General features: G+C 63.6%; 19 protein-coding genes. 8 read left to right on the top strand and 11 right to left on the bottom strand.

Features of this window, described 5'->3' with window-relative positions:
- Nucleotides 1–79: 79 nt before the first annotated feature.
- Nucleotides 80–1,318 carry a DUF763 domain-containing protein gene (locus KJQ96_RS18385; RefSeq protein WP_213287985.1) on the bottom strand — a complete coding sequence of 413 codons (1,239 nt, stop codon included), beginning with the start codon at nucleotides 1,316–1,318 and terminating at the stop codon, nucleotides 80–82.
- A 56-nt stretch (nucleotides 1,319–1,374) separates the two neighbouring features.
- Nucleotides 1,375–1,944, bottom strand: a complete 570-nt coding sequence (locus tag KJQ96_RS18380) for an alpha-ketoglutarate-dependent dioxygenase AlkB (RefSeq protein ID WP_213287984.1) — start codon at nucleotides 1,942–1,944, stop codon at nucleotides 1,375–1,377.
- Nucleotides 1,945–2,243: 299 nt separating this feature from the next.
- Here KJQ96_RS18380 and KJQ96_RS18375 point away from each other — a divergent pair, with 299 nt between their 5' ends.
- Nucleotides 2,244–3,101, top strand: a complete 858-nt coding sequence (locus KJQ96_RS18375) for a hypothetical protein (protein WP_249734193.1) — start codon at nucleotides 2,244–2,246, stop codon at nucleotides 3,099–3,101.
- A gap of 82 nt (nucleotides 3,102–3,183) precedes the next feature.
- On the opposite strand, the gene KJQ96_RS18370 is transcribed toward KJQ96_RS18375, so the two are convergent.
- From KJQ96_RS18370 to hemP, 5 genes are all read right to left on the bottom strand, one after another.
- Nucleotides 3,184–4,536: an esterase-like activity of phytase family protein gene (locus tag KJQ96_RS18370; protein ID WP_213287982.1), complete on the bottom strand. Its 1,353-nt coding sequence runs from the start codon at nucleotides 4,534–4,536 to the stop codon at nucleotides 3,184–3,186.
- 114 nt (nucleotides 4,537–4,650) lie between these two features.
- Entirely contained in the window at nucleotides 4,651–5,451 is an 801-nt protein-coding gene (locus KJQ96_RS18365) for a heme ABC transporter ATP-binding protein (RefSeq protein WP_213287981.1), read from the bottom strand.
- Nucleotides 5,448–6,539: an iron ABC transporter permease gene (locus KJQ96_RS18360; RefSeq protein ID WP_213287980.1), complete on the bottom strand. Its 1,092-nt coding sequence runs from the start codon at nucleotides 6,537–6,539 to the stop codon at nucleotides 5,448–5,450. The genes KJQ96_RS18365 and KJQ96_RS18360 overlap by 4 nt, the downstream gene beginning before the upstream one ends.
- Nucleotides 6,536–7,486 (bottom strand): hemin ABC transporter substrate-binding protein, encoded by a 951-nt coding sequence (locus KJQ96_RS18355; RefSeq protein WP_213287979.1) that lies wholly within the window; start codon nucleotides 7,484–7,486, stop codon nucleotides 6,536–6,538. Before KJQ96_RS18355 ends, KJQ96_RS18360 begins: the two co-directional genes overlap by 4 nt.
- Before the next feature lie 19 nt (nucleotides 7,487–7,505).
- On the bottom strand, nucleotides 7,506–7,712 hold the full coding sequence (hemP, locus tag KJQ96_RS18350; protein ID WP_057842183.1) for a hemin uptake protein HemP: 207 nt from the start codon (nucleotides 7,710–7,712) through the stop codon (nucleotides 7,506–7,508).
- A gap of 259 nt (nucleotides 7,713–7,971) precedes the next feature.
- Here hemP and KJQ96_RS18345 point away from each other — a divergent pair, with 259 nt between their 5' ends.
- From KJQ96_RS18345 to KJQ96_RS18320, 6 genes are all read left to right on the top strand, one after another.
- On the top strand, nucleotides 7,972–10,371 hold the full coding sequence (locus KJQ96_RS18345) for a TonB-dependent hemoglobin/transferrin/lactoferrin family receptor (protein WP_213287978.1): 2,400 nt from the start codon (nucleotides 7,972–7,974) through the stop codon (nucleotides 10,369–10,371).
- 151 nt (nucleotides 10,372–10,522) lie between these two features.
- Nucleotides 10,523–10,858: an antibiotic biosynthesis monooxygenase gene (locus KJQ96_RS18340; protein ID WP_213287977.1), complete on the top strand. Its 336-nt coding sequence runs from the start codon at nucleotides 10,523–10,525 to the stop codon at nucleotides 10,856–10,858.
- A gap of 13 nt (nucleotides 10,859–10,871) precedes the next feature.
- Nucleotides 10,872–11,387 carry a heme utilization cystosolic carrier protein HutX gene (gene hutX, locus KJQ96_RS18335; protein WP_213287976.1) on the top strand — a complete coding sequence of 172 codons (516 nt, stop codon included), beginning with the start codon at nucleotides 10,872–10,874 and terminating at the stop codon, nucleotides 11,385–11,387.
- 55 nt (nucleotides 11,388–11,442) lie between these two features.
- A complete protein-coding gene (gene exbB, locus KJQ96_RS18330) occupies nucleotides 11,443–12,204 on the top strand; it encodes a tonB-system energizer ExbB (protein ID WP_213288158.1) in 762 nt (253 codons plus the stop codon).
- An 18-nt stretch (nucleotides 12,205–12,222) separates the two neighbouring features.
- Nucleotides 12,223–12,666, top strand: a complete 444-nt coding sequence (gene exbD, locus KJQ96_RS18325) for a TonB system transport protein ExbD (RefSeq protein ID WP_213287975.1) — start codon at nucleotides 12,223–12,225, stop codon at nucleotides 12,664–12,666.
- Between the two features lie 5 nt (nucleotides 12,667–12,671).
- Nucleotides 12,672–13,496 carry an energy transducer TonB gene (locus KJQ96_RS18320; protein ID WP_213287974.1) on the top strand — a complete coding sequence of 275 codons (825 nt, stop codon included), beginning with the start codon at nucleotides 12,672–12,674 and terminating at the stop codon, nucleotides 13,494–13,496.
- A gap of 7 nt (nucleotides 13,497–13,503) precedes the next feature.
- Here the strand turns inward: KJQ96_RS18320 and KJQ96_RS18315 are convergent, their stop codons facing one another.
- From KJQ96_RS18315 to KJQ96_RS18300, 4 genes are all read right to left on the bottom strand, one after another.
- Nucleotides 13,504–14,346 (bottom strand): carbohydrate ABC transporter permease, encoded by an 843-nt coding sequence (locus KJQ96_RS18315; RefSeq protein WP_375293180.1) that lies wholly within the window; start codon nucleotides 14,344–14,346, stop codon nucleotides 13,504–13,506.
- A 46-nt stretch (nucleotides 14,347–14,392) separates the two neighbouring features.
- A complete protein-coding gene (locus KJQ96_RS18310) occupies nucleotides 14,393–15,349 on the bottom strand; it encodes a carbohydrate ABC transporter permease (RefSeq protein ID WP_213287972.1) in 957 nt (318 codons plus the stop codon).
- A gap of 132 nt (nucleotides 15,350–15,481) precedes the next feature.
- The gene (locus KJQ96_RS18305; protein ID WP_213287971.1) at nucleotides 15,482–16,828 is read right to left on the bottom strand and encodes an ABC transporter substrate-binding protein; all 1,347 of its coding nucleotides are present in this window, start codon (nucleotides 16,826–16,828) and stop codon (nucleotides 15,482–15,484) included.
- A 74-nt stretch (nucleotides 16,829–16,902) separates the two neighbouring features.
- Complete coding sequence (locus tag KJQ96_RS18300) at nucleotides 16,903–17,946, bottom strand: C-terminal binding protein (protein ID WP_213287970.1); 1,044 nt, start codon at nucleotides 17,944–17,946, stop codon at nucleotides 16,903–16,905.
- Between the two features lie 255 nt (nucleotides 17,947–18,201).
- Here KJQ96_RS18300 and KJQ96_RS18295 point away from each other — a divergent pair, with 255 nt between their 5' ends.
- Nucleotides 18,202–19,887 (top strand): methyl-accepting chemotaxis protein, encoded by a 1,686-nt coding sequence (locus KJQ96_RS18295; RefSeq protein ID WP_213287969.1) that lies wholly within the window; start codon nucleotides 18,202–18,204, stop codon nucleotides 19,885–19,887.
- The last annotated feature ends 54 nt before the right edge of the window (nucleotides 19,888–19,941 follow it).

Here is a 19,941-nt window from a genome sequence, read left to right as displayed (position 1 = left end):
GACTCACTCAGCAGTAAGTACGCGGATAGATCCCCTCACCCCGACCCTCTCCCCCGCGAAGGGCGGGGAGAGCCCGTGCTCATTTGCTCTTGCGCGCGCTCAACTCCGCTTCCCATCCGAACACCGAGCGGCCGTCGAGCTCTGGAGAGGCCGCGCGCTCACCTGCGATGAACGCGTCCAGCGACGGCCCCTCCGCAGAACGTTCGAGCCGGCGCGACTGGTCATCGAGCCGCTTCAACGCCTGCATCTCCTCGTCGCGTCCGAGTTTTGCGTTCCGCACCGCCGACTTCAGCACGCGGATGGTCTCGTCATAGACCTTGATCGGGACGGGATAGGGATGGCGATCCTTGCCGCCATGCGCCAGCGAGAAACGTGCCGGGTCGCTGAACCGGTACGGCGCACCGTGGACAACTTCGGCAACCATCGCCAGTGAACGCACCGTGCGCAGGCCGACGCCGGGCGTCAGCAGCAATTCCGGAAAATCCACCGGTCCGCGCTCGGCAGCGGCGGCGAGCGCGCCGTGCAAGCGGCGGCTGAAGACATCGGTCGACCTGACGTCATGATGCGCCGGCATCACCAGATGCGGCAGCAAGGCTTGGGTCGGCTCCTTGCGTTCGATAATCGCCAGTTCATTGGCGATGCCATCCGGCCCCAGCTCGCTCAGCAACTCAAGCTGCGCCGCGCGCGACCGCCCGGCGCGGTGGTCGGTGAGGTTGACGATCTCGCCCTGCTGAGGGCCGTCGATTGCGCTATGCGGTTCGTCGACAAAACTTTCGAGCTGCTCGGAATGCCAATGGTAACGCCGCGCCTGCCGCTTGTCGCCGTTCATGCCCTGCTGCACGACCGTCCATTTGCCGTCATCGGTAACGAAAAAGCCGTGAAGATAGAGATCAAAACCGTCCTGCACGGCGGCGCTGTCGACCTTGGCGACGAGACGGCTGGCGCGAACCAATTGTGGCGCGTCGAAGCCGGTGCGTTCGCCGAGCAGGCGAAGCTCGTCCGGCGTCTTGCGGGAGTGCTGGCCACGGCCGCCGCAGACATGAATCCCAAGCTCAATCTCCAGCGGCTTGAGTCCGCGCTTCAGCGCGCCGATCACGCTGGTGGTGATGCCGGACGAATGCCAGTCCATGCCCATCACAGCGCCGAACGACTGAAACCAGAACGGATGCGATAGCCGCCGCAGGAATTCGTCGCGGCCGTAATGATGCACGATCGCCTGGGTGATGATCGCGCCGAGCGAGGACATGCGTACCCCGAGCCAGGCGGGTACGCGCCCGCCGTGCAGGGGTAGGTCGGCGCTGCCGGTACGTCTTGCCATCGGTTCCTGTGGTATCTGAATCAGCAGCCAGTTTATCAGAACGGAAAGCCGCTCTGTCAGCTCTTTCGGTCAGCCATCGTGCGGAACGTGATCGAATAGCGCTTCGCCTCGACCGGAGGAATGCTGTGTTCCCAGACCTCGCGGGACTCGCCGGACCGCATATAAAGCGAGCGCGGCGCGGTCTCGAGCGTGTAGCGCTGCCATTTTTCGGCTGCCGCCCGGCGAAACCGGAATTTGCAGGATGATCCGAGCGACAGGCCAAAGATCCTGCCGAAATGCGGCTTGTCGCGGTGCCAGCCAATGCCGACGCCGGGATCGTATTCGGTGCAGAGAACCTGCGCGATGTGCATCGAGGGCCCGCCATACGCTTCGACCTTCTCGATCAGCGGACCGAGCCACCCCGGAATCGGCTCGGCCGGCTGCAATCGCTGCAGCGTGTAATCGTAGCGGAACCCGAACGACGCCACGCGGCGCTTGCCTTCAAACGCGCCGAACTGGAACGGCTGCAGCGGCAACGCCGAGACATGGCCAATGAGCTCGCGCTCAAGCTCGCGCGAGATGAATTCGGCCGCGTATTGCAGGCCATCGGGCCGGTCTTCGGGAAATAGTGCGAGCTGCCCGGTCAATCCTTGGTCCCAGTACTTGCGCGTATGCACTGAATATGGGGAAGCGAGCGCGGCCGGCAAAGTGTCGACGAGCGAACATTGCGTTCGTAGCGAGCGAAGGACTTCTGCTGCGCCGCGTCGATTGCATCTTTTTCCTGCCAATGGGAGGAACTTTGCCAATGCCGGCCGATTGTCGATGAGAAATGGCGGCGGGGCACATGGAGAAAGCCATGCATGGGCTCATCTATCTCGTCGGTCTCATTGTCGTGATCCTGGCAATTCTGTCCTTCTTCGGCCTTCGCTAACGCATGGAGAGGTCGATGGAAAACGCTTCTCCTGCGGTGCGCAGCGATATCGCGCCGCGTTTCCTGCAATGGTCGCCGATCGTGCTTGGCGCGTTTGCGGCGACCGCGCTTTCGTCCGTGCTGCTGACGTTTGGCGCCACGATCGGTCTCGGCGTGACATCGACCGCCCCGACATGGCGCGATGCGTCCGCAGCGCTCGCGATCCTGTCGGGCATCTACCTCATCCTGCAGGCCATCGTGAGCTTCGGCCTTGGCGGCTATGTCGCCGGCCGCGTTCGCACCGCGACCGCCGCTGCATCCGTGGAGGACACTGAACGGGCAGACGGCGTCCATGGCCTGGGCGTCTGGTCCCTCGCCGTGATCCTGGGAGTGCTGCTCGCAGCTCTGGTGAGCGTGGCCACGATCAGCCGGACGCCCTCGATGCGCAGTTCTGCGCAGGCCGGTACGGCAGAGCCGCTGTTGAGCTATGAGCTGGACCGGCTGTTTCGCGCCGGTCGCCGAGCACCCAATGTCGATCTTAGCGCGGAGCGGGCCGAAGCAGGGCGCATCCTGCTCACCACGTCCAGCCACAGCGGGCTCAGCGCCGACGACCGCACCTATCTGATTCAGCAGGTCGGCGCCCTTACGGGCCTTTCCGCGCCGGATGCGGAGCGGCGCGTCGATAGCGTCGTCGCCAGCGCCAAGACTGCGATTACGCGATCACGGCGCAGCAGCATCATTCTCGCCTTCTCGGTCGCGACCGCGATTCTGCTCGGCGCCGTCGCCGCCTGGGCCGCAGCTTGCGCCGGCGGACGGCATCGGGATGGTGCGCCGCTGCCGGAGTGGATGTCACGATCCGATGCGATCGGGCGGCGCAAGACGGTGATGCCGTAGAGCTCTTCTCTGTTCCCTCTCCCCGCTATTCGCGGGGAGAGGGAGTCAAGTCTCCCGCGAAGGGCGGGGAGAAGGAGATGACCTACTTCGCCTTCAAGAATTCCCGCACCTCCAGCAGCACGAACTCGTTGTCGTCAGCCTTGTTGGGATCGCGGCTCGACGAGAACGGCAGATTGTTGTCGTTGCCGACGATGATATGCGTCTCGTCGACGCGCTCGACGTTCTCGATGGTGAAGAACGGAAAGGTCAGCACGCCGTCATTGAGCGGTTTGCGCGCCTTCTTGTCGGGATCCTTGATCTTCATCAGGTCGACATAGGCGATCTTGCGCACCGGCTTGCCGATATTGGCGTCGGAGAGCTCGATCTTGTAGACGCGCTTGAATTTGGCGAGGTCCGCAAAGCAGTTCTCGCCGCGCTGGCCGGCCGGGCAAGCCTTGTCGGCGGTACCTTCGCCATTGTCGCGCTCGATGATCAGGCCGCTCGTCGCGTCGATCATGTTGAAATCGCCGATGGCGTTGCCGTTCTGCTCGAACACATAGTGCCAATAGCGGCCGGTGAATTTTTCGGCCGCGACGTCGAATTCGAGGATCCGCGCGGCTTCCTTGCCATCGACCTTCTCAAAGTCCTTCTTCTCGGCATCCCACAGCGGCCCCTCGAGCAGGCCGTAGAGGAACTTGCCGTCCTTCGAGCCGGCAAAACCTTCATAGCCCTTGGAGCGGCGGAGGTTGACGGTGGTGTAGCTCGCGCCTGGAGCTGCAGGCGACTGCACCGACCAATGATCGGGCGAGCGCACCGGCTTGCCGTCGGCGGTCGTGTCGAACACCGCCAGGACCTTGCCGGTCTTATCGGCCTTCAGCACATAGGGTCCGAACTCGTCGCCGATCCAGAAGGTGTCGCCGATGACCTGAAAACCTTCGGTGTCGAAGTCGGCGCCGGTGAGATAGCGCTTGGCAGTGTCTTCATGGAGGATGCGGAACGGCACCTTCTTGTCGGGGTCGTGCAGGAAGACGGTTTCCTGCCGCTCGATCTTGCCGCTCGCCCAGTCGATCTTGTGCCGGTTCAGGTACAGCATCGAGTCGGCCGAGTTGTAGCGCGAGCCCATGCCGTTGTCGGTGAGCACCCAGAACGAGCCATCCGGCATCACCTTGATGCCGGAATGGCCCTGCAGCGGCTGGCCCTTGAACGGCAGCGAAACGCCGGTCGGGCGTTCGTAGGACTTGCCCATCACGGTGCCCACAGTGTCGACGCGGCGGCCGGTAGTGTATTTGCCTGATGTCTTGAGATCGTCAGGCGCATCGGCGGGCGCGTTGATAAAGGTTTGCGCCGGCAGCACGGCGTGGCCCTTCAGCGTGGCGGGAAACTCGCCTTCACCTTGAGCGAAGGCGGCGCCGGCCAGAAACATGGACGCGACGGAGCAGAGCAATGACACGCGCATGGCGGATCTCCTGTTGAATGGCGATGCGGTGTGTCTTGCGCAGCCGCTGTTACAGCCGGCTGACAGTTTTGTGAAAGCCGCGTAACGGCGTTGGATAAGGCTGCGGTTCAGGCGTTACTGCGCTGCAGCCGGCCGCATGGTCTGCGGCAGCAGGAACGGCACGCCGGCGTCGGTATAGTCGATCTTCACATCGACCTCAAAGATCCGGCGGATGGTCTCGGCCGTGATCGCATCGCTGCGACCGCCATCGACGGCGAGCTTACCCCGATGCAAGAGCACGATGCGATCGGCGAAGCGCATGGCGAGATTGAGGTCGTGCAGCACAGCGATAACAGCCGTGCCGTTCTGCGCGCGCCGCTTCGCGGTTTCCACCAGGTCGATCTGGTGGCGCATGTCGAGGCTCGAAGTCGGCTCGTCCAGCAGCAAGAGGCCCGGCCCATGCTGCGCCTCGCCGCAGGCGAGCTGCACCAGCACACGGGCGAAATGCGCGCGCTGCTGTTCGCCGCCGGAGAGCGTCGGTAATTGTCGTTGGCTGAAATGCGCCAGATCGACCTCGCCGAGTGCCGCATCGACCAGCCGCTGGGCGGCGGCGCGGCCGGCGTCGCCCGCGCCCATATGGACGATCTCCTCGACCGTGAACGGGAAGGTGACGTTGACATGCTGCGACAGCATCGCGCGGTGAAAAGCGAGAAGGCGCGGCGGATAGCTTTGGATGTCGCGCTGCTTCAGCCTGATCTGGCCGCGCGTCGGGCGGAGATCGCCTGATAGCATCCGCAGCAGCGTCGATTTGCCGGCGCCGTTGGGGCCGACGATCGCGACCATTTCGCCGGGGGCGACGCAAAGATCGATGCCGTCGACCAGCGTGGCGCCGCCAACGACCATTGAAGCCGACTGCACTTCGAGAATGGCGGTCATAGCGAAACCAGCCCGCGCTGGCGGAGCAGCATCGCCAGAAAGAACGGCGCACCGATTGCTGCGGTCAGGATGCCGATCGGCATTTCCGCGGGCGCCACGATGGTGCGGGCCAGCGTATCGGCGCCCACCAGCAGCACCGCGCCCAGCAGCATGGAAGCGGGTAACAGCAACCGGTGCGCCGGCCCGATCACCAGCCGCAACAGATGCGGCACCACGATGCCGATAAAGCCCACGACGCCGCAGACCGAAACCGCCACGCCCGTCATCGCCGATACCAGCACGATCGAAATCCGCTTCAGCCGTTCGACGTCGACACCGCTATGGAACGCCTCGGCCTCGCCGAGCACCAGCACGTCGAGCCCACGCGCAATCGAGAGGCAGGCGATCGCGGCACATCCCAGCACCGGCGCCAGCGTGGCGAGCTTGGGCCAGGTCGCGCCGCTCAGCGAGCCCAATAGCCAGAACGTGATGTCGCGCAACTGGCGATCGTCGGCGATGAACACAAGGAGCCCGACCCCGGCATTGGCGATCGCGGCGATGGCAATGCCGGCCAGCAGGAAAATCGCGATCGACGTCCGCCCGGAGCGGCTCGCGATCGAATAAAGAATGACGGTGGTCGCGAGCGAACCAGCGAAGGCTGCGATCGGCAGCAAATGATGCTGCATGAAGCGGAAGTTCTGGCCGATCTGGCTGTCGGTGAAGACGATCGCAGCCGCTGCCGCCAGCGCGCCGCCGGAGGAAACGCCGACCAGTGCGGGGTCGGCGAGGGGGTTGCGGAACAGCCCCTGCATGATGGCCCCCGATGCCGCGAGCAGCGCGCCGATCATCGCGGCCGCGCCGATCCGTGGAATCCGGATCGACCACACCACGAGCTGGTCACGCGCGAGGCTCGGACCTGCAGAAGCCTCGCCCCACAGGCGGAGTGCAGCCGGCAGCCGCGCCAGCGGAATGCCGGCAGCGCCTACCGTCAGCGCGATCAGCGCCGCGCCGGCCAGCGCGGCGAACAGGCAGGTGAGGGTCAGCGAGGCCGGAGGGCGCAACGCGTATCCGCTGCGTCGCTTGGCGCTACCCTCGGTCAGAACGGTCATTTCCGGCAATCGGCGGTAAGTGCCGCAGGCTTGAATTTCTCGGCCTGCGGCGCCAGCGCCGGATAGAGTTTGATCGAGAGATCGCGGGCGGCGGCCGCCGTGCGCGGCCCGAAGCCGAGCAGATAGAGGCCTTCCATCGAGATGAAGGCCTTGTTGGCCGCAGCCGGCGTCAGCACAAAGGCCGGATGGACGTATACGGTTTCGGCATCCAGCGAATCCTTGCCGCGCTGGATCGAGAGCACCACGTCGGGCTTCGCCGCGACGATCGCCTCGTCATTGATGATCTTGTAGCCTTCATAGCTGTCGATGGCATTGACGCCGCCGGCAAGCGCGATGATCTCGTTTGCCGCGGTGTTCTTTCCGGCGGCCATCGCCCGGCCGTTCAACAGCGACATCACGAACATCACGCGCACCGGTTTCGTCACCTTGGCGCGCAGCTCGCGCAGTTGCGCCAGATCGTCCGACACCGCCGCGGTCAGGCATTCGGCCCGCTTGTCCGCGTCCATGGCGTGGCCGACCAGCTTGATCTTGTCGAGCAGGCCTGCTTCCGAAAACGTGTCCGGCACCAGCACCAGCGGCACCTTGGCGGCTTCCAGCACGTCGATGGTTTCCTTCGGCCCGGAGCCTTGCGCCGCCAGCACCAGGGAGGGGTTGAGCCCGAGCACGCCCTCGGCCGAAAGCTGGCGCATGTAGCCGACATCCGGCTTCTCGCGCGCCGCGGCCGGATAGAGGCTGGTCGAGTCGACGCCGACGAGGCGATCCTCGAAACCGAGCGCATAGAGAATTTCCGTGATCGCGCCGCCGATCGAGACGATCCGCGCGGGGTCTGCGATCGTGACGTCGCGATCATGGGCATCATGCACCGTAACGCCCGCAGCGAGCGCGACGCCGCCGAGCAGGAAACAGCCCATGGCGGCTGACACTGCAAGCGTGCGACAAACTGTCATTTCCGGTTCACCAGGTAGGTCACTTCGTCAGGATCAGCTTGTTCTGCGACGTCAGGCGCAGGCGATAATGCTCCTCGCCATGCGCGATGATGATTTCGCGCTCGGTGGCGAACAGTTCGCGGCTGTCGATCCGGTTGCCGCTGATGGCAAGCGATCTGGCTGCGGAAGCGGGATTGCCGGCTTGCGTCCGGGTGCTTCCGAGCTTGTCTCCTGTTGTCGCGGACATTTTGTGCTTTGGTGCCCCGAAAAATTCAATCGATCCACGCATGTATAATTGGGCGGAGCCGCAATCCAACCGCTGCACTTTACAATTGATATAAAGTGCGCGGTGGCATTATTGACCGGTTCCGTACCGCGGCGTAACCAAGATGGACGCGATACGAGCGGGGGTGCCCGGTCGCGACGAAGTTTGGTAGCCAGCAAGCAGCCGCCTCATCACCGGCGCCCGCCAGCCAGCCCAATAGGCAAATAACAGTTGGGGCAGTATGGCTTTCGGGGCTAGGCATTCGCGCGCCTTGGTTTTGGGCGCGTCGGCATTTTCATTTGCGTTATTGTCATCAACCGCAGCGTTCACGCAGGCGCTCGAAGCGGAGACGGTCACGCGCACACCCGAGCAGAAGAAACAGAAGCAGGGCAAGCGCAGCCAGGCCAAACCACGGCAGGAAGCGCAGGCCCCGGCGCCTGTCATGAATGCGATGGCGCAGATCGGTGCGGTGCCAGTGCAGTCGCTTGATACCATCACTGTCGCGGCTTCGAAGACCGAAGAACGCGCCATCGACGCGCTGGCTCCCGTCAGCGTGGTGACGCTGGAGCAGATTCAGGGTCGCCAGGCCAGCACGCTCGGCGGTCTCCTCTACAATATTCCCGGTGTCTGGGTGCAGGATCGCGGCGATGAGCCGTCGACCTCGATCAACATTCGCGGCTTGCAGGATTTTGGTCGCGTTGCCGTGGTCGTCGATGGCGCACGGCAGAACTATCAGCGCACCGGCCATTTCGCGAACGGTTCTTTCTTCCTTAACCCGGAACTGGTCAGCAGCATCGACATCGTGCGCGGTCCGACGGCCAACATCTACGGTTCGGGCGCGATCGGTGGCGTGGCGTCGTTCCGCACCAAGGACATCGAAGACGTCGTGCGTCCGGGCGAGCGTTGGGGTGTGGACGCCAAAACCATTCTCGGCACAAACTATGGCCGTGCCCTGGGCTCGGTCTTTGGCGGTGTTCACGTCAATCCGAATGTCGATGTGTTCGCCGGCGGCACCTACAGCACGCAGGAAAGCTACAAGGACGGCACGGGTTTCGAAGTCGCCAATACCGGAAACCGGCTTACCGCCGGCCTCGCCAAGGTGACGGTGCGTCCTGCTGACGGACACGAAATCAAGCTGGGCACGATATTCCAGGAAGACCTTTACAACGTGGGCCAGCCGCCGCGGCGCGCCGGTGATCCCAACTCAACCAATCCAAACGGGACCAATAACCTCAACGGCACGTCGATCTATCATACCGACGTCAAGAACTACACGACGACCCTCGGCTGGAAATATTCGCAGCCGGACGACAAGGTGTTCGACTGGGATGCGAAGGTCTATTGGAATCGCACCGAGAACGATCAGATCAAGACGCGTCACACCAGCACGACTCCCTCCGCATTTTGTGGCGGCGTGCCGGGCAATGCGGTCTCCGGCTGCATTGGTGACAACCGAGGTTATCTGCTCGATACGGTCGGTTTCGACGCGCACAACACCTCACGATTCGAGTATGCGGATTGGTACCATGCGGTCACCTACGGCGCCGATGCGTTCCAGGACAACGTGAAGACTGCCGACCGGCGCGGTACGTCGGACGTTACGACTCCAGGTGGAAGGCGTACGGTGTCCGGCGGATTTGTCCAGTGGAAGGCGACATACAGCAACCTGCTGGAGACGATCAGCGCACTTCGCTACGACAACTACAGCCTGGAATCAGGGGCGACATCCGCAGGGGGTGACCGGCTGTCGCCGAAGATCACGGTCGCCTTGATGCCGGTGGCGGTGGTGACGCCGTATGCCAGTTATGCAGAAGGCTACCGCGCTCCGTCGATCACGGAGACGCTGGTCAACGGTCCGCATGCCGGCGCTACGATCAACGATTCGTTCTTCCGTTGCCCATCGGGGACGCCGGGTCCGGGCGCCGACTCGACCTTCTGTTTCGTGCCTAATCCGAACCTGCGTCCCGAGGTCGGCAAGAACAAGGAAATCGGCTTCAACATCCGGAAGAACGATCTGTTCATCGCCGGCGACAGCTTCCGCGGCAAGATCAACTTCTTCCGCAACGACATCACCGACTTCATCGACCAGGTTGCCTTTGGTACGCCGCTGACGGTGCCGACCGGCCCACCACCCGCGCCAAGGATTACCGTCCTGCCCTTCCTGCAGTATCAGAACGTCGCCTCCGCAAGAATCCAGGGCTTCGAGGCCGAGACGATGTATGACGCCGGCCTCTGGTACGCAGGCATCTCTGGCTCCTTCCAGGATGGCAAGAACCTGCAGACGGGGTTTGGACTGTACACTGTGCCGCCGCAGAAGATCACGACGACGGCCGGTGTTCGGTTGCTCGACAGGACGCTCATTCTTTCCATGCTGTGGACGTCGGCGATCGCAAACACGAACCTTCCTCCGACCTACACGCCGGCAACCTCGTACGACCTCGTCAACCTTTATCTGCAGTACCAGCCCACGCGGGACCTCACGTTTAACTTCTCAGTCGAGAACCTCCTCAACCAGTACTATCGTCCGTATGCCATTCCGGTCGGGAGCACGGGCGACACGCAGAACGACGTTAAATGGGCCAGCGCCGGCGCCGGCATCGTCTTCAAGGGCGGTCTCAGATATCATTTCGGAGGAACCTGACACGAAGAATCCGCGGTCTCGGGTGAGACCATCACCTCCAACGGCACCGGGCCGCGCTGATGCTCCAGCGCGGCTTCGGCGCGTTCATGCTTTTAACCAACTCAAACGGTACGCCAGGCGCACCCCAGCAACTAAGCCAAGGAGATTTCAAATGTTTATCGCGATGAACCGGTTCCAGGTGAAGATTGGCTCTGAAGCGGCCTTCGAGAATGTCTGGCGCTCGCGCGAGTCCTATCTCAGCAACATGGCCGGCTTCGTCGAGTTTCACCTGCTCAAGGGGCCCGTTGCCGAGGATCACACGCTGTATTCGTCGCATACGGTCTGGGTCGGCAAGGCGGCGTTCGAAGCCTGGACCAAATCGGAAGAGTTCCGCCGCGCGCATGCCCGCGCCGACAACAAGACCGGCGAAAGCCTCTACCTCGGCCATCCCAAGTTCGAAGGATTCGAGGTGATCCTGAGCGAGCGCAAATCCAGCGCCGCCGCTTGACGGGGAGGGTGCCATGCTGAGCACGGACCTTGCCGATCTCAAGGCGCATATGGCGGAAAATCCGGGCGCGGTGATCGAGGATGTGGCGCGGGACCGCAAGGTCACCCCGCGCGCCGTGCTCGAAGCACTGCCTGACACGATGGTGCGTTTCGGTTCTGGCAGCGAATTCGCCGCCGCGATGAACGACGTCGCGCAATGGGGCGAGGTGACGCTGATCGTCCACACCGACGATGCGATCTTCGAGTTCACCGGCGCCATCCCAGCGGGCGAGGTCGGCCGCGGCTACTTCAACCTGATGCAACCGAAGGGGCTGCACGGCCATCTCCGGCACGAGCGCTGCGGAGCCATCGCTTTTGTCGAGCGGCCCTTCATGGGCAAGTCGTCGGCCTTCATCGCGTTCATCAACGTCGACGGTGGCATCATGTTCAAGGTGTTTGTCGGTCGCGACGAGCAGCGCGCGCTGCGCGCCGACCAGTTGCAGCGCTTTCATGCATTGGCGGAAAGGATCGCGTCCGCCCGCGCGACCTAAGCGATTCGCATTGTCAGCCCGGGAGACGATCATGCAGCGAACAGTGCTGGACGTTATGATCCGTTGGTGCTGCGTTGCCGGCGTGGCCGGAATGCCGGGCGCGGCGCTCGCCGCCACCGATGTTGCGCTGCTGCCGCGCAACCTGTCGCCCTGGAACATGTTCGTGAATGCGGACGTGGTGGTGCAGGCGGTCATGGTGGGCTTGGCCTTCGCCTCTCTGGTGACGTGGACGATCTGGCTGGCCAAGACCATCGAAATCGGCCGCAAGACGGCGACCGCCAAGCGGCGGCTGACCATGCTGGAAGCCGATACGGTGCTGGCCAAGGCTGAGCAGGAAACCCGCGGCGGCAACGATGCGGTGGCGCAGATCATCCAGTCTGCCGCGCGCGAGGCCAGTCTCTCCGGCGGTCATTTCGACGACGGCCTCAAGGAACGGGTCGCGCTGCGGCTGGAGCGGGTCGAGGCGGCGATGTCCAGGCAGATCGCCCGCGGCACCGGCGTGCTCGCGACCATCGGCGCTACCGCACCATTCGTCGGCCTGTTCGGCACGGTGTGGGGCATCATGAATTCCTTCATCGGCATTTCCGAAGCCAAGACCACCAATCTCGCGGTGGTCGCGCCCGGCATTGCGGAGGCGTTGCTCGCGACCGCGCTCGGTCTGGTCGCGGCGATCCCGGCGGTCGTGATCTACAACCATCTCACCCGCACGATTTCAGCCCATCGTGCGCTGCTCGGCGATGCCTCGGCGCTGGTGCTGCTCCTGATCAGCCGCGAGGGCGACCGCGGTTCGTTCCGCCTGGCGCGCGCCGCCGAGTGAGCTAACGGAGTGTGAGCGATGGGCGCCAAACTGGGTAGCATGGTCGGCGGACGGGCGCGCGGCGGCGGCGACGACCTTGTCGAGGCTCACGAGATCAACGTCACGCCGTTCATCGACGTGATGCTGGTGCTCTTGATCATCTTCATGGTTGCCGCGCCGCTCGCAACTGTCAATCTCGGCGTCAATCTTCCCGCCAGCGCCGTCGAGCCATCGCCGCGGCCGGATAAACCGGTATTCGTCACGGTGAAGCCGGATCTTTCGGTTGCCGTCGGCGAGGACATCATCGCACGCGATACGCTGACCGCCACCATCGATGCCGCCACCAAGGGCGACAAGAATGAGCGCATCTATCTGCGCGCCGACAAGGCCGTCAGCTATGGCGATTTGATGGAGGTGATGAACCTCCTGCGCAACGCCGGCTATCTCAAGATCGCGCTGGTCGGCCTCGACGGCCGCACTTGACTGCCATGAACGCGTTCGCCCTGCATGATGTCTCCGATCAGGCCGTCATCCGGCGCTGGGGAGTTTCGGCGGCGGCGATCGTGGCTGCCCATGCCGCAGTGATTGCGATCGGCATGAACTGGAGCCGGCCACAGCCGGAGCCCGGCGTCACCTTGCCGGCAATCATGGTGGACATGTCGCCGGTATCGTCGGCGCCGCAATCGACGCCGCTGGAACGCGCCCCGGATCAGTTGATGGATCAGGCCGACGCCTCGCCGCCGGAGCCGGTCAAGCAGCAGGAGGTGGTCGAGGAGCAGATCGCGCCGACCCCGCCGCAAGAAAACCCTGAGGTGTTGGCGCCGCCCGAGCAAAAGCTGGAAATGAAGCCGGCCACCGAGCCCGCCAAACCGGTGCCGGATGCCAAGCCGACGCCAGTCAAACCGAAAGTCGTCCGCCCCGAGGCGAAGAAGCCGAACGACTCGACACCCGCGCCGCGTACCGCGGCGCCGCCGCGCGTCGAACGCCAGGCACCGGCCGCCTCCGCGGTCAGCGCCGGCGCAACGGCTTCGGCGGTCGCGACCTATAATCAGCGTGTCCGCGCGCATCTGATGCGCTTCAAGCAGTATCCCGCGGGGGCCAATCAGCCCGGCGTGGCCAGGCTGTCTTTCACGATCAGCCGCAGTGGGCAGGTGCTCGGAAGCCGGCTTACCGGATCATCTGGCGTCGCCGCACTCGATGCCCAGGCCGTTGCGATGGTTCGCCGAGCCTCGCCGTTTCCGGCGTTCCCGCCGGAAATTACGCAAGGCTCGATGGGCTTCAACGTTCCGGTGGACTTTACTGTCCCCAGATAGCCGACGCTTACTCCTTCACCGCGCCCGTCAGCGACGACACGTAATAATCCACGAAAAGCGAGTAAAATAGCGCAACCGGCAGCGAGCCGAGCAGCGAGCCTGCCATCAGCGCGCCCCATTGGTAGACGTCACCGGTGACGAGCTCGGTCAGGATCGCGACCGGCACCGTCTTGTTGGCGCCGCTCTGAATGAAGGCGAGTGCGTAGATGAATTCGTTCCACGACAGCGTGAAGGAGAAGATGCCGGCCGAGATCAGGCCGGGCACCGCGAGCGGCAGCGTGATCCGGCGCAGGATCTGCAGCCTAGTGGCGCCATCGACCAGCGCGCATTCCTCGAGCTCATAGGGGATCGACTTGAAATAGCCGATCAAGAGCCAGGTGCAGAACGGCACCAGGAAGGTCGGATACACCAGGATCAGCGCCATCGGCGAGTCGAACAGGCCGAACTGCACGATCACGGTGGCTAGCGGAATGAACAGGATCGAGGGCGGCACCAGATAGGCGAGATAGATGCCGAGGCCCACATAGGGGCTGCCGCGGAAGCGCAAGCGCTCGATCGCGTAAGCTGCGAGCGTCGAAGCGAACAGCGACAGGAAGGTGGAGCCGATCGCCACGAACATCGTGGTCTTGAGCCAGGTCGGATAGGCGGTGTCGAACAAGAGATGCTTGATGTGCGCCAGCGTCGGCGAGGAGATCCAGAACGGATTGTGCTGCTTGTAGTTCAGAAGCTCCGCGTTCGGCTTGAACGAGGTGATCGCCATCCAGTAGAACGGAAACAGCAGGATCAGCACGAAGCAAGCCAGCGGCAGGTAGATCATCATCACCCGCCGCGCGCGGGAATCCCACGCCATGGTGTCCGGCGTGGCGCTGGCGACGTTGGTGGATTGGGCAGCTACGTCAGTCATTGGCTTCTCCCTGCTGCCATTTGCGGCGCGCCAGGCCGAAGTAGCTGAACAACGTCGCGAACACGAGGAACGGGATCATCGAGACCGCGATCGCTGCACCTTCGCCAAGCTCGCCGCCGGCGATGCCGCGCTGGAACGCCAGCGTCGCCAGCAGGTGCGTGGAATTGACCGGACCGCCGCGGGTGATGGCATAGACGAGCTGGAAGTCGGTGAAGGTGAAGATGGTCGAGAACGTCATCACGATCGCCAGTATCGGCATCATCATCGGGAGCGTGATGTAGCGGAAGCGCTGCCAGGCGGTGGCGCCATCCAGCATTGCGGCTTCATAGAGCGAGGGTGAGATGGTCTGCAGGCCCGCCAGCAGCGAGATCGCTACGAACGGAATGCCGCGCCAGATGTTGGCTGCGATCAGCGAGAAGCGCGCCGGCCAGGGCGTGCCGAGGAAGTCGATGTTGGTCGAGCGGATGTGCAGCACATCGACCAGCAGATAGGAGATGATCGAGAACTGCGGATCGTAGATCCACCAGAACGCCAGCGCCGACAGCACCGTCGGCACGATCCACGGCAACAGCACGATGGCGCGCAACAGGCTCTTGAGCGGGAAGTGGTTGTTGAGCAGGAGCGCCAGCCAGAAGCCGAGCGCGAATTTCCCGATGGTCGCTATTCCCGTGTAGAAGACGCTGTAGAACACCGCGTTCCACCACAGGGAATCCTTCAGCAGATACTGAAAGTTCTCCAGGCCAATGAAGATGCCGCGCTGGCCGATCGTGGTGTCGGTGAAGGCAAGCCAGACGCCGAGGCCGAGCGGGTAAGTGAGGAACACCGTCAGCAGCCCGATCGCCGGCGCAAGGCACATCACGATCAGGAACGGCTTGTAGTCGAACAGGCGCGCGATCCAGTTCGGTTGGCGGAGCGCCACGCCGCGCGATAGAAGTGTGGTTACGGACATCGGGTCCCTGTGCAGGTCTGACTTTCAAGGTCATTCCGGGGCGATGCGAAGCATCGAACCCGGAATCTCGAGATTCCGGGTCTGGTGCTTACGCAGCATCCCGGAATGACGGCGTGTCAATCGCTGGCGCCGCTACCGGCCCTGGCGCCGGAAGTACCGCTTCGCACGCTGCTCCGCCTCCGCGGCGGCGGCCTCCGGGGTCTGGGCACCTGTCGCGACCGCGGCGCACATCTGGATCAGCACGTAGTCGGCGCTGACCGCACCGGTTGCGGTCGAAATCGGCCCCTTGTAGCCATCGTAATAGGTGCTCTGCATGGTGTTCTTGAAGATCGAGACCTTGGGGTCGCTGGACCAGACCGCGGCGTCGGTATAGGCGGCAAGCGGCTGCGACCAGTAGCCGGAGTTGGCGTTGAGCCACGGCTCGTATTGTTCCTTTTCCATCATGAATTGCAGGAACGCCTTTGCGGCATTGGGATAGGGGCTGTGCTTGAACAGCATCGCATTCAGCGTCAGGCCGGCCATCGGCGAGACCTTGGCGAGGCCCTTCGGCAGCAGTTGATGCTCGCTGTCCTCGGCAATCGCCTTGGTCGCCGGATCGTTCTTCAGCGAGAAGTACAGCGAGACGCCGTTGGCGGTCAGCGAGATTTCCTGCGAGGAGTAGGCGCGGTTGTTGCTGACGTCGTTCCACGACGACGTGCCGGCGATGAAGGTCGGGTACAGTGCCTTGACCCACTTCAGCGCTTCGATGGTCTCCTTGCTGTTGATGATGATATTACCCTCTTCATCGAGCAGCGAAGCGTTGTGCGACCACAGCGCCCAGTTGGCAAAACCGTTGCCGTCGCCCTTGGCATTGCCCAGCGCGAAGCCGGCCGGCTTGCCGGCCTTGTGCAGCTTCTGACACAGGTCGAGAATTCCGGCATGGTCCTCAGGAACTTTGTCGAAGCCGACCGATTGCAGCACCGACTTGCGGTAGATCAGCGGGCCGGCGGTGGCGCCGAACGGCAATCCGATCCATTTGTCGCTCTTGCTGCGCTTGCCGTACGTCTGCGCTAGCGGCAGCCAGCCGCCGTAGCGCTTGCCGAGATAATCGGTGACGTCGTTCAGTTCGACCAGCTTGTCGACATAGATGTGCGGCGCATCGGAGAAGCCGATGATGATATCCGGGCCGGCGCCGGAATTCGAGGTCACCGCAGTCTGCTGGCTGATGTCTTCCCAGCCGACGAAGTCGACCTTGACCTCGATGCCGGTGTCCTTGGTGAACTTGGCCGCGTTGGCGCGGAACACGTCCTCGTCGGCTTGCACGAAGCGCACCGGGCGCAGCATGCGCAGGGATGCGCCTTTTTCGATTGCGAACTTGGGGGGCGGGACGTCGGCGGTTTTGATTGGCGATGTGGTCTGCGCCGAAGCGCCGGTCACGGCCAGAGCCGCTGCCGAGGCGCCCAAAGCCAACGCATCGCGACGGGTGATGTCGTTCCTCATGGTGCTCTCCCTATATCGGTTCCCGGCGTTGAATCGCCGGTGAACCTGTCGTTCGAAACGCTTCTTTGCCGGCGCTAGCTGTTCGGACCGCGATCCATGCTGACGGGTTGCCAGCGGCGGAGCGAGGTGTTTTGCAGTACCGACGGATTGACACAGCTTACCGGCCACATGCCGGACAGGACCAGTGACAATTCGTAGCCTACGCGGCGCTTGCGCGCCTCGTCAAAACGTGCCGATGCCGACGCCACATGGGCGGTCAGGGTGACGTTTTCCATCGAGAGCAGCGGGTTGTTGTGCGACGGCGGCTCCTTTTCCAGCACGTCGAGGGCGGCATGGGCAATCCAGCCCTCCTGCAGCGCCTTGATCAGCGCTTCCTCGTCCACGGTGGCACCGCGGCCGGTATTGATGAAGATGGCAGAATTTTTCATCTGGCGGAAATGCTTCTCGGTCAGCATGTGGTGCACCTCGGGCCGGGCGGGCGCGTGCATCGAGACGAAGTCCGACTGCGACAGCACCTCGGACAGCGTCGCCGGGATCACGCCGTGGTCGTACATCAGCGTTTCCTGGATGAACGGGTCATAGGCCATCATGCGCAGGCCGAAGGGGGCGGCGCGCTTGGCAACAGCGCGGGCCACCCGGCCGAACGAGATGAAGCCGAGCGTCTGGCCCATCAGCCGCGGGATCTTCAACAGTGCAGGCCGGCCCTCGGACCAGCGGCCGGCGCGCGCCATTTTGTCCTGCTCGACCAGCCGCCGAAAGCCCGCCAGCAGCAGCATCATGGCGTGGTCGGCGACCTCTTCAATGAAGGTGTCGGGAATGTTGGTGACGGGAATGCCGCGGGCGGTGGCGGCCTTGACGTCGACACTGTCGACGCCGACGCTGCCGAGTGTGATCACCTTGCAGTTTTCGAGCGCGTCGATGACGGCTTTGGTAATCGGCATGCCCTTGGCGTAAATCGCGTCCGCGGTTTTTGCGGCGGCGATGAATTCCGCCTCGTTGGCCGGCGCCTCGATGATTTCGGCGCCGATCGGATCGAGCGCTTCCTTCTCATAGTCATAGCCGCCGCCGGCGACCGTGAAGCTCGCGCCCTTCGGCGTCACCACCCTGAATTTCGGCATTTCCTGCTCCCGATTTTATTTTTCGGTGTTGGTTTGAGGCGGCGGGCGCCGCCACTTCCATCGTTGACGTACTTTTCACCTTTTACGCGACTTGTCTTGCTTCTGCTACAATCGCCAGTTGCTGCTTGATCGGCAGCACCGCTTTCTGCCGGATTTCCGCGGGCCTTCGTAACAAAGCGCTAAAGGGTCTCACGATATTGTGCGCCGAATCAATCGGCCAATCGCGTGCCACGCGCCTATTTTCCGGAGATCCCCGTGAAGCTGACCAATCTCAAGATCACCCCCAAACTCGGCATTCTGGTGGGCGTGACCCTGCTTGGCCTCTGCGCCGCCGGTGCGCTCGCGGGTTATTTGATGCAGCGTGAGATGCTCAATGCGCGGATCGAGCAGACCAAGACGATTGTCGACATGGCGCGCAACATGGCGCTCGGCCTGCAGAAGCAGGTTGCCGCCGGCCAGATGAGCAAGGAGGCGGCGATTGCCGAGTTCAGCAAGCGCGGCAATACGCTGACCTTCGACAATGGCAACGGCTACGTATTTGCCTACACGATGGATGGCGTCGCCGTGCTGGCCCCGGTTCCCAGCCAGATCGGCCAGAACCGCATGGACATCGACACCGGTGGCCGAAAGCTGGTGCGTGAGCTGCGCGATGGCGTCGCGGCGAACGGCGAAATCATGCTGCGCTATGAATTCCGTAAACCCGGACAAGACGAGTTGATCCGCAAATTCTCCTACGCGGTTCCGATCCCCGGCTGGAACATGTTCGTCGGCACCGGCGCTTATCTCGACGACCTCGACGCCAAGATGAAGCCGATCGCGGCAGTGCTCGGGTTTGCCATTCTCGGCATCGCGCTGGTTGCCGGCAGCATCGCCTGGATGATCGGCCGCAGCATCAGTAAGCCGCTCGGTCAGCTTGGCGCCCGCATGCAGGACCTCGCCGAGGGCCGGCTCGACGGTGAAATTCCCGGCATCGGCCGCGGCGACGAGATCGGCGCGATGGCCGCGACCGTGCAGATCTTCAAGGACAACGCGGTTCGCATCCGCGGGCTCGAGCAGAAGGAAGCCGAAGTGCAGGCGCGCGCCGAGGCCGAACGGCGGGCGGCGATGGAAAGCATCGCCAGCGACTTCGAACGCAGCGTGACCGGCATCGTCCGCTCGGTTTCGACGGCGGCCGCCGGCATGCAGAGCACGGCGCAATCCATGACCACGACCGCCAGCGACGCCAGCGCACGCGCGGCAACCGTCGGCGCGGCGTCGCAGCGTTCGTCCGACAATGTCGGCACAGTGGCATCCGCCGCCGAAGAGCTCTCCAGCTCGGTTACTGAAATTTCCCGCCAGGTGACGCGCTCCAGCGAGATCGCCGCCAAGGCGGTCAGCGACGCCGAGCGCACCAATGCCACGGTCGGCGCGCTCTCGACCGGCGCCGAGAAGATCGGCGAAGTGGTCAAGCTGATCCACTCGATCGCTGCCCAAACCAATCTGCTTGCGCTGAATGCCACCATCGAAGCGGCGCGCGCCGGCGATTCCGGGCGCGGCTTTGCAGTGGTGGCGTCGGAAGTGAAGGCGCTCGCCAACCAGACCGCGAAGGCGACCGAGGAAATCTCCGCGCAGGTCGCGGCCATGCAGGCTTCCACCAGCGAAGCCGTGGCGTCGATCGGCGGCATCTCAGAGACCATCGCGCAGATGAGCGAGATCACCGTCTCGATCTCGACCGCCGTCGAGCAGCAGGGTGGCGCTACGCGCGAAATCGCCCGCAACATCCAGTCGGTGGCGGCCGGATCGAACGAGATCTCGGCCCATATCGGCGGCGTCAGTACAGCGGCAGCCGCAACCGGCAAGGCGGCATCCGACGTGCTGGCGAGCGCCCGTGAGCTCGACACCCAGTCCGGCATGCTGCGCAGCGCAGTGGACGAGTTCTTGGGCAAGGTGCGCGTGGCGTAAGTTTCACGCTGGTCGCGTTCCCCGGATGCTGCTCAGCACGAAGTGATGCGCTGC

Origin of the sequence: Bradyrhizobium sp. sGM-13, assembly GCF_018398875.1 — a bacterium.
In the GTDB taxonomy this organism is placed as follows: Bacteria; Pseudomonadota; Alphaproteobacteria; order Rhizobiales; family Xanthobacteraceae; genus Bradyrhizobium.
Note: the sequence above shows the minus strand (reverse complement) of the source record. Positions and strands in the feature narration are given on the sequence as shown.

Excerpts from the sequence above, each read along its gene's own strand:
- KJQ96_RS18385 (WP_213287985.1), bottom strand. The coding sequence starts at position 1,318 with ATGGCAAGACGTACCGGCAGCGCCGACCTACCCCTGCACGGCGGGCGC.
- KJQ96_RS18375 (WP_249734193.1), top strand. The coding sequence starts at position 2,244 with ATGGAAAACGCTTCTCCTGCGGTGCGCAGCGATATCGCGCCGCGTTTC.
- KJQ96_RS18370 (WP_213287982.1), bottom strand. The coding sequence starts at position 4,536 with ATGCGCGTGTCATTGCTCTGCTCCGTCGCGTCCATGTTTCTGGCCGGC.
- KJQ96_RS18365 (WP_213287981.1), bottom strand. The coding sequence starts at position 5,451 with ATGACCGCCATTCTCGAAGTGCAGTCGGCTTCAATGGTCGTTGGCGGC.
- KJQ96_RS18360 (WP_213287980.1), bottom strand. The coding sequence starts at position 6,539 with ATGACCGTTCTGACCGAGGGTAGCGCCAAGCGACGCAGCGGATACGCG.
- KJQ96_RS18355 (WP_213287979.1), bottom strand. The coding sequence starts at position 7,486 with ATGACAGTTTGTCGCACGCTTGCAGTGTCAGCCGCCATGGGCTGTTTC.
- hemP (WP_057842183.1), bottom strand. The coding sequence starts at position 7,712 with ATGTCCGCGACAACAGGAGACAAGCTCGGAAGCACCCGGACGCAAGCC.
- KJQ96_RS18345 (WP_213287978.1), top strand. The coding sequence starts at position 7,972 with ATGGCTTTCGGGGCTAGGCATTCGCGCGCCTTGGTTTTGGGCGCGTCG.
- KJQ96_RS18340 (WP_213287977.1), top strand. The coding sequence starts at position 10,523 with ATGTTTATCGCGATGAACCGGTTCCAGGTGAAGATTGGCTCTGAAGCG.
- hutX (WP_213287976.1), top strand. The coding sequence starts at position 10,872 with ATGCTGAGCACGGACCTTGCCGATCTCAAGGCGCATATGGCGGAAAAT.
- exbB (WP_213288158.1), top strand. The coding sequence starts at position 11,443 with ATGATCCGTTGGTGCTGCGTTGCCGGCGTGGCCGGAATGCCGGGCGCG.
- exbD (WP_213287975.1), top strand. The coding sequence starts at position 12,223 with ATGGGCGCCAAACTGGGTAGCATGGTCGGCGGACGGGCGCGCGGCGGC.
- KJQ96_RS18320 (WP_213287974.1), top strand. The coding sequence starts at position 12,672 with ATGAACGCGTTCGCCCTGCATGATGTCTCCGATCAGGCCGTCATCCGG.
- KJQ96_RS18315 (WP_375293180.1), bottom strand. The coding sequence starts at position 14,346 with ATGGCGTGGGATTCCCGCGCGCGGCGGGTGATGATGATCTACCTGCCG.
- KJQ96_RS18310 (WP_213287972.1), bottom strand. The coding sequence starts at position 15,349 with ATGTCCGTAACCACACTTCTATCGCGCGGCGTGGCGCTCCGCCAACCG.
- KJQ96_RS18305 (WP_213287971.1), bottom strand. The coding sequence starts at position 16,828 with ATGAGGAACGACATCACCCGTCGCGATGCGTTGGCTTTGGGCGCCTCG.
- KJQ96_RS18300 (WP_213287970.1), bottom strand. The coding sequence starts at position 17,946 with ATGCCGAAATTCAGGGTGGTGACGCCGAAGGGCGCGAGCTTCACGGTC.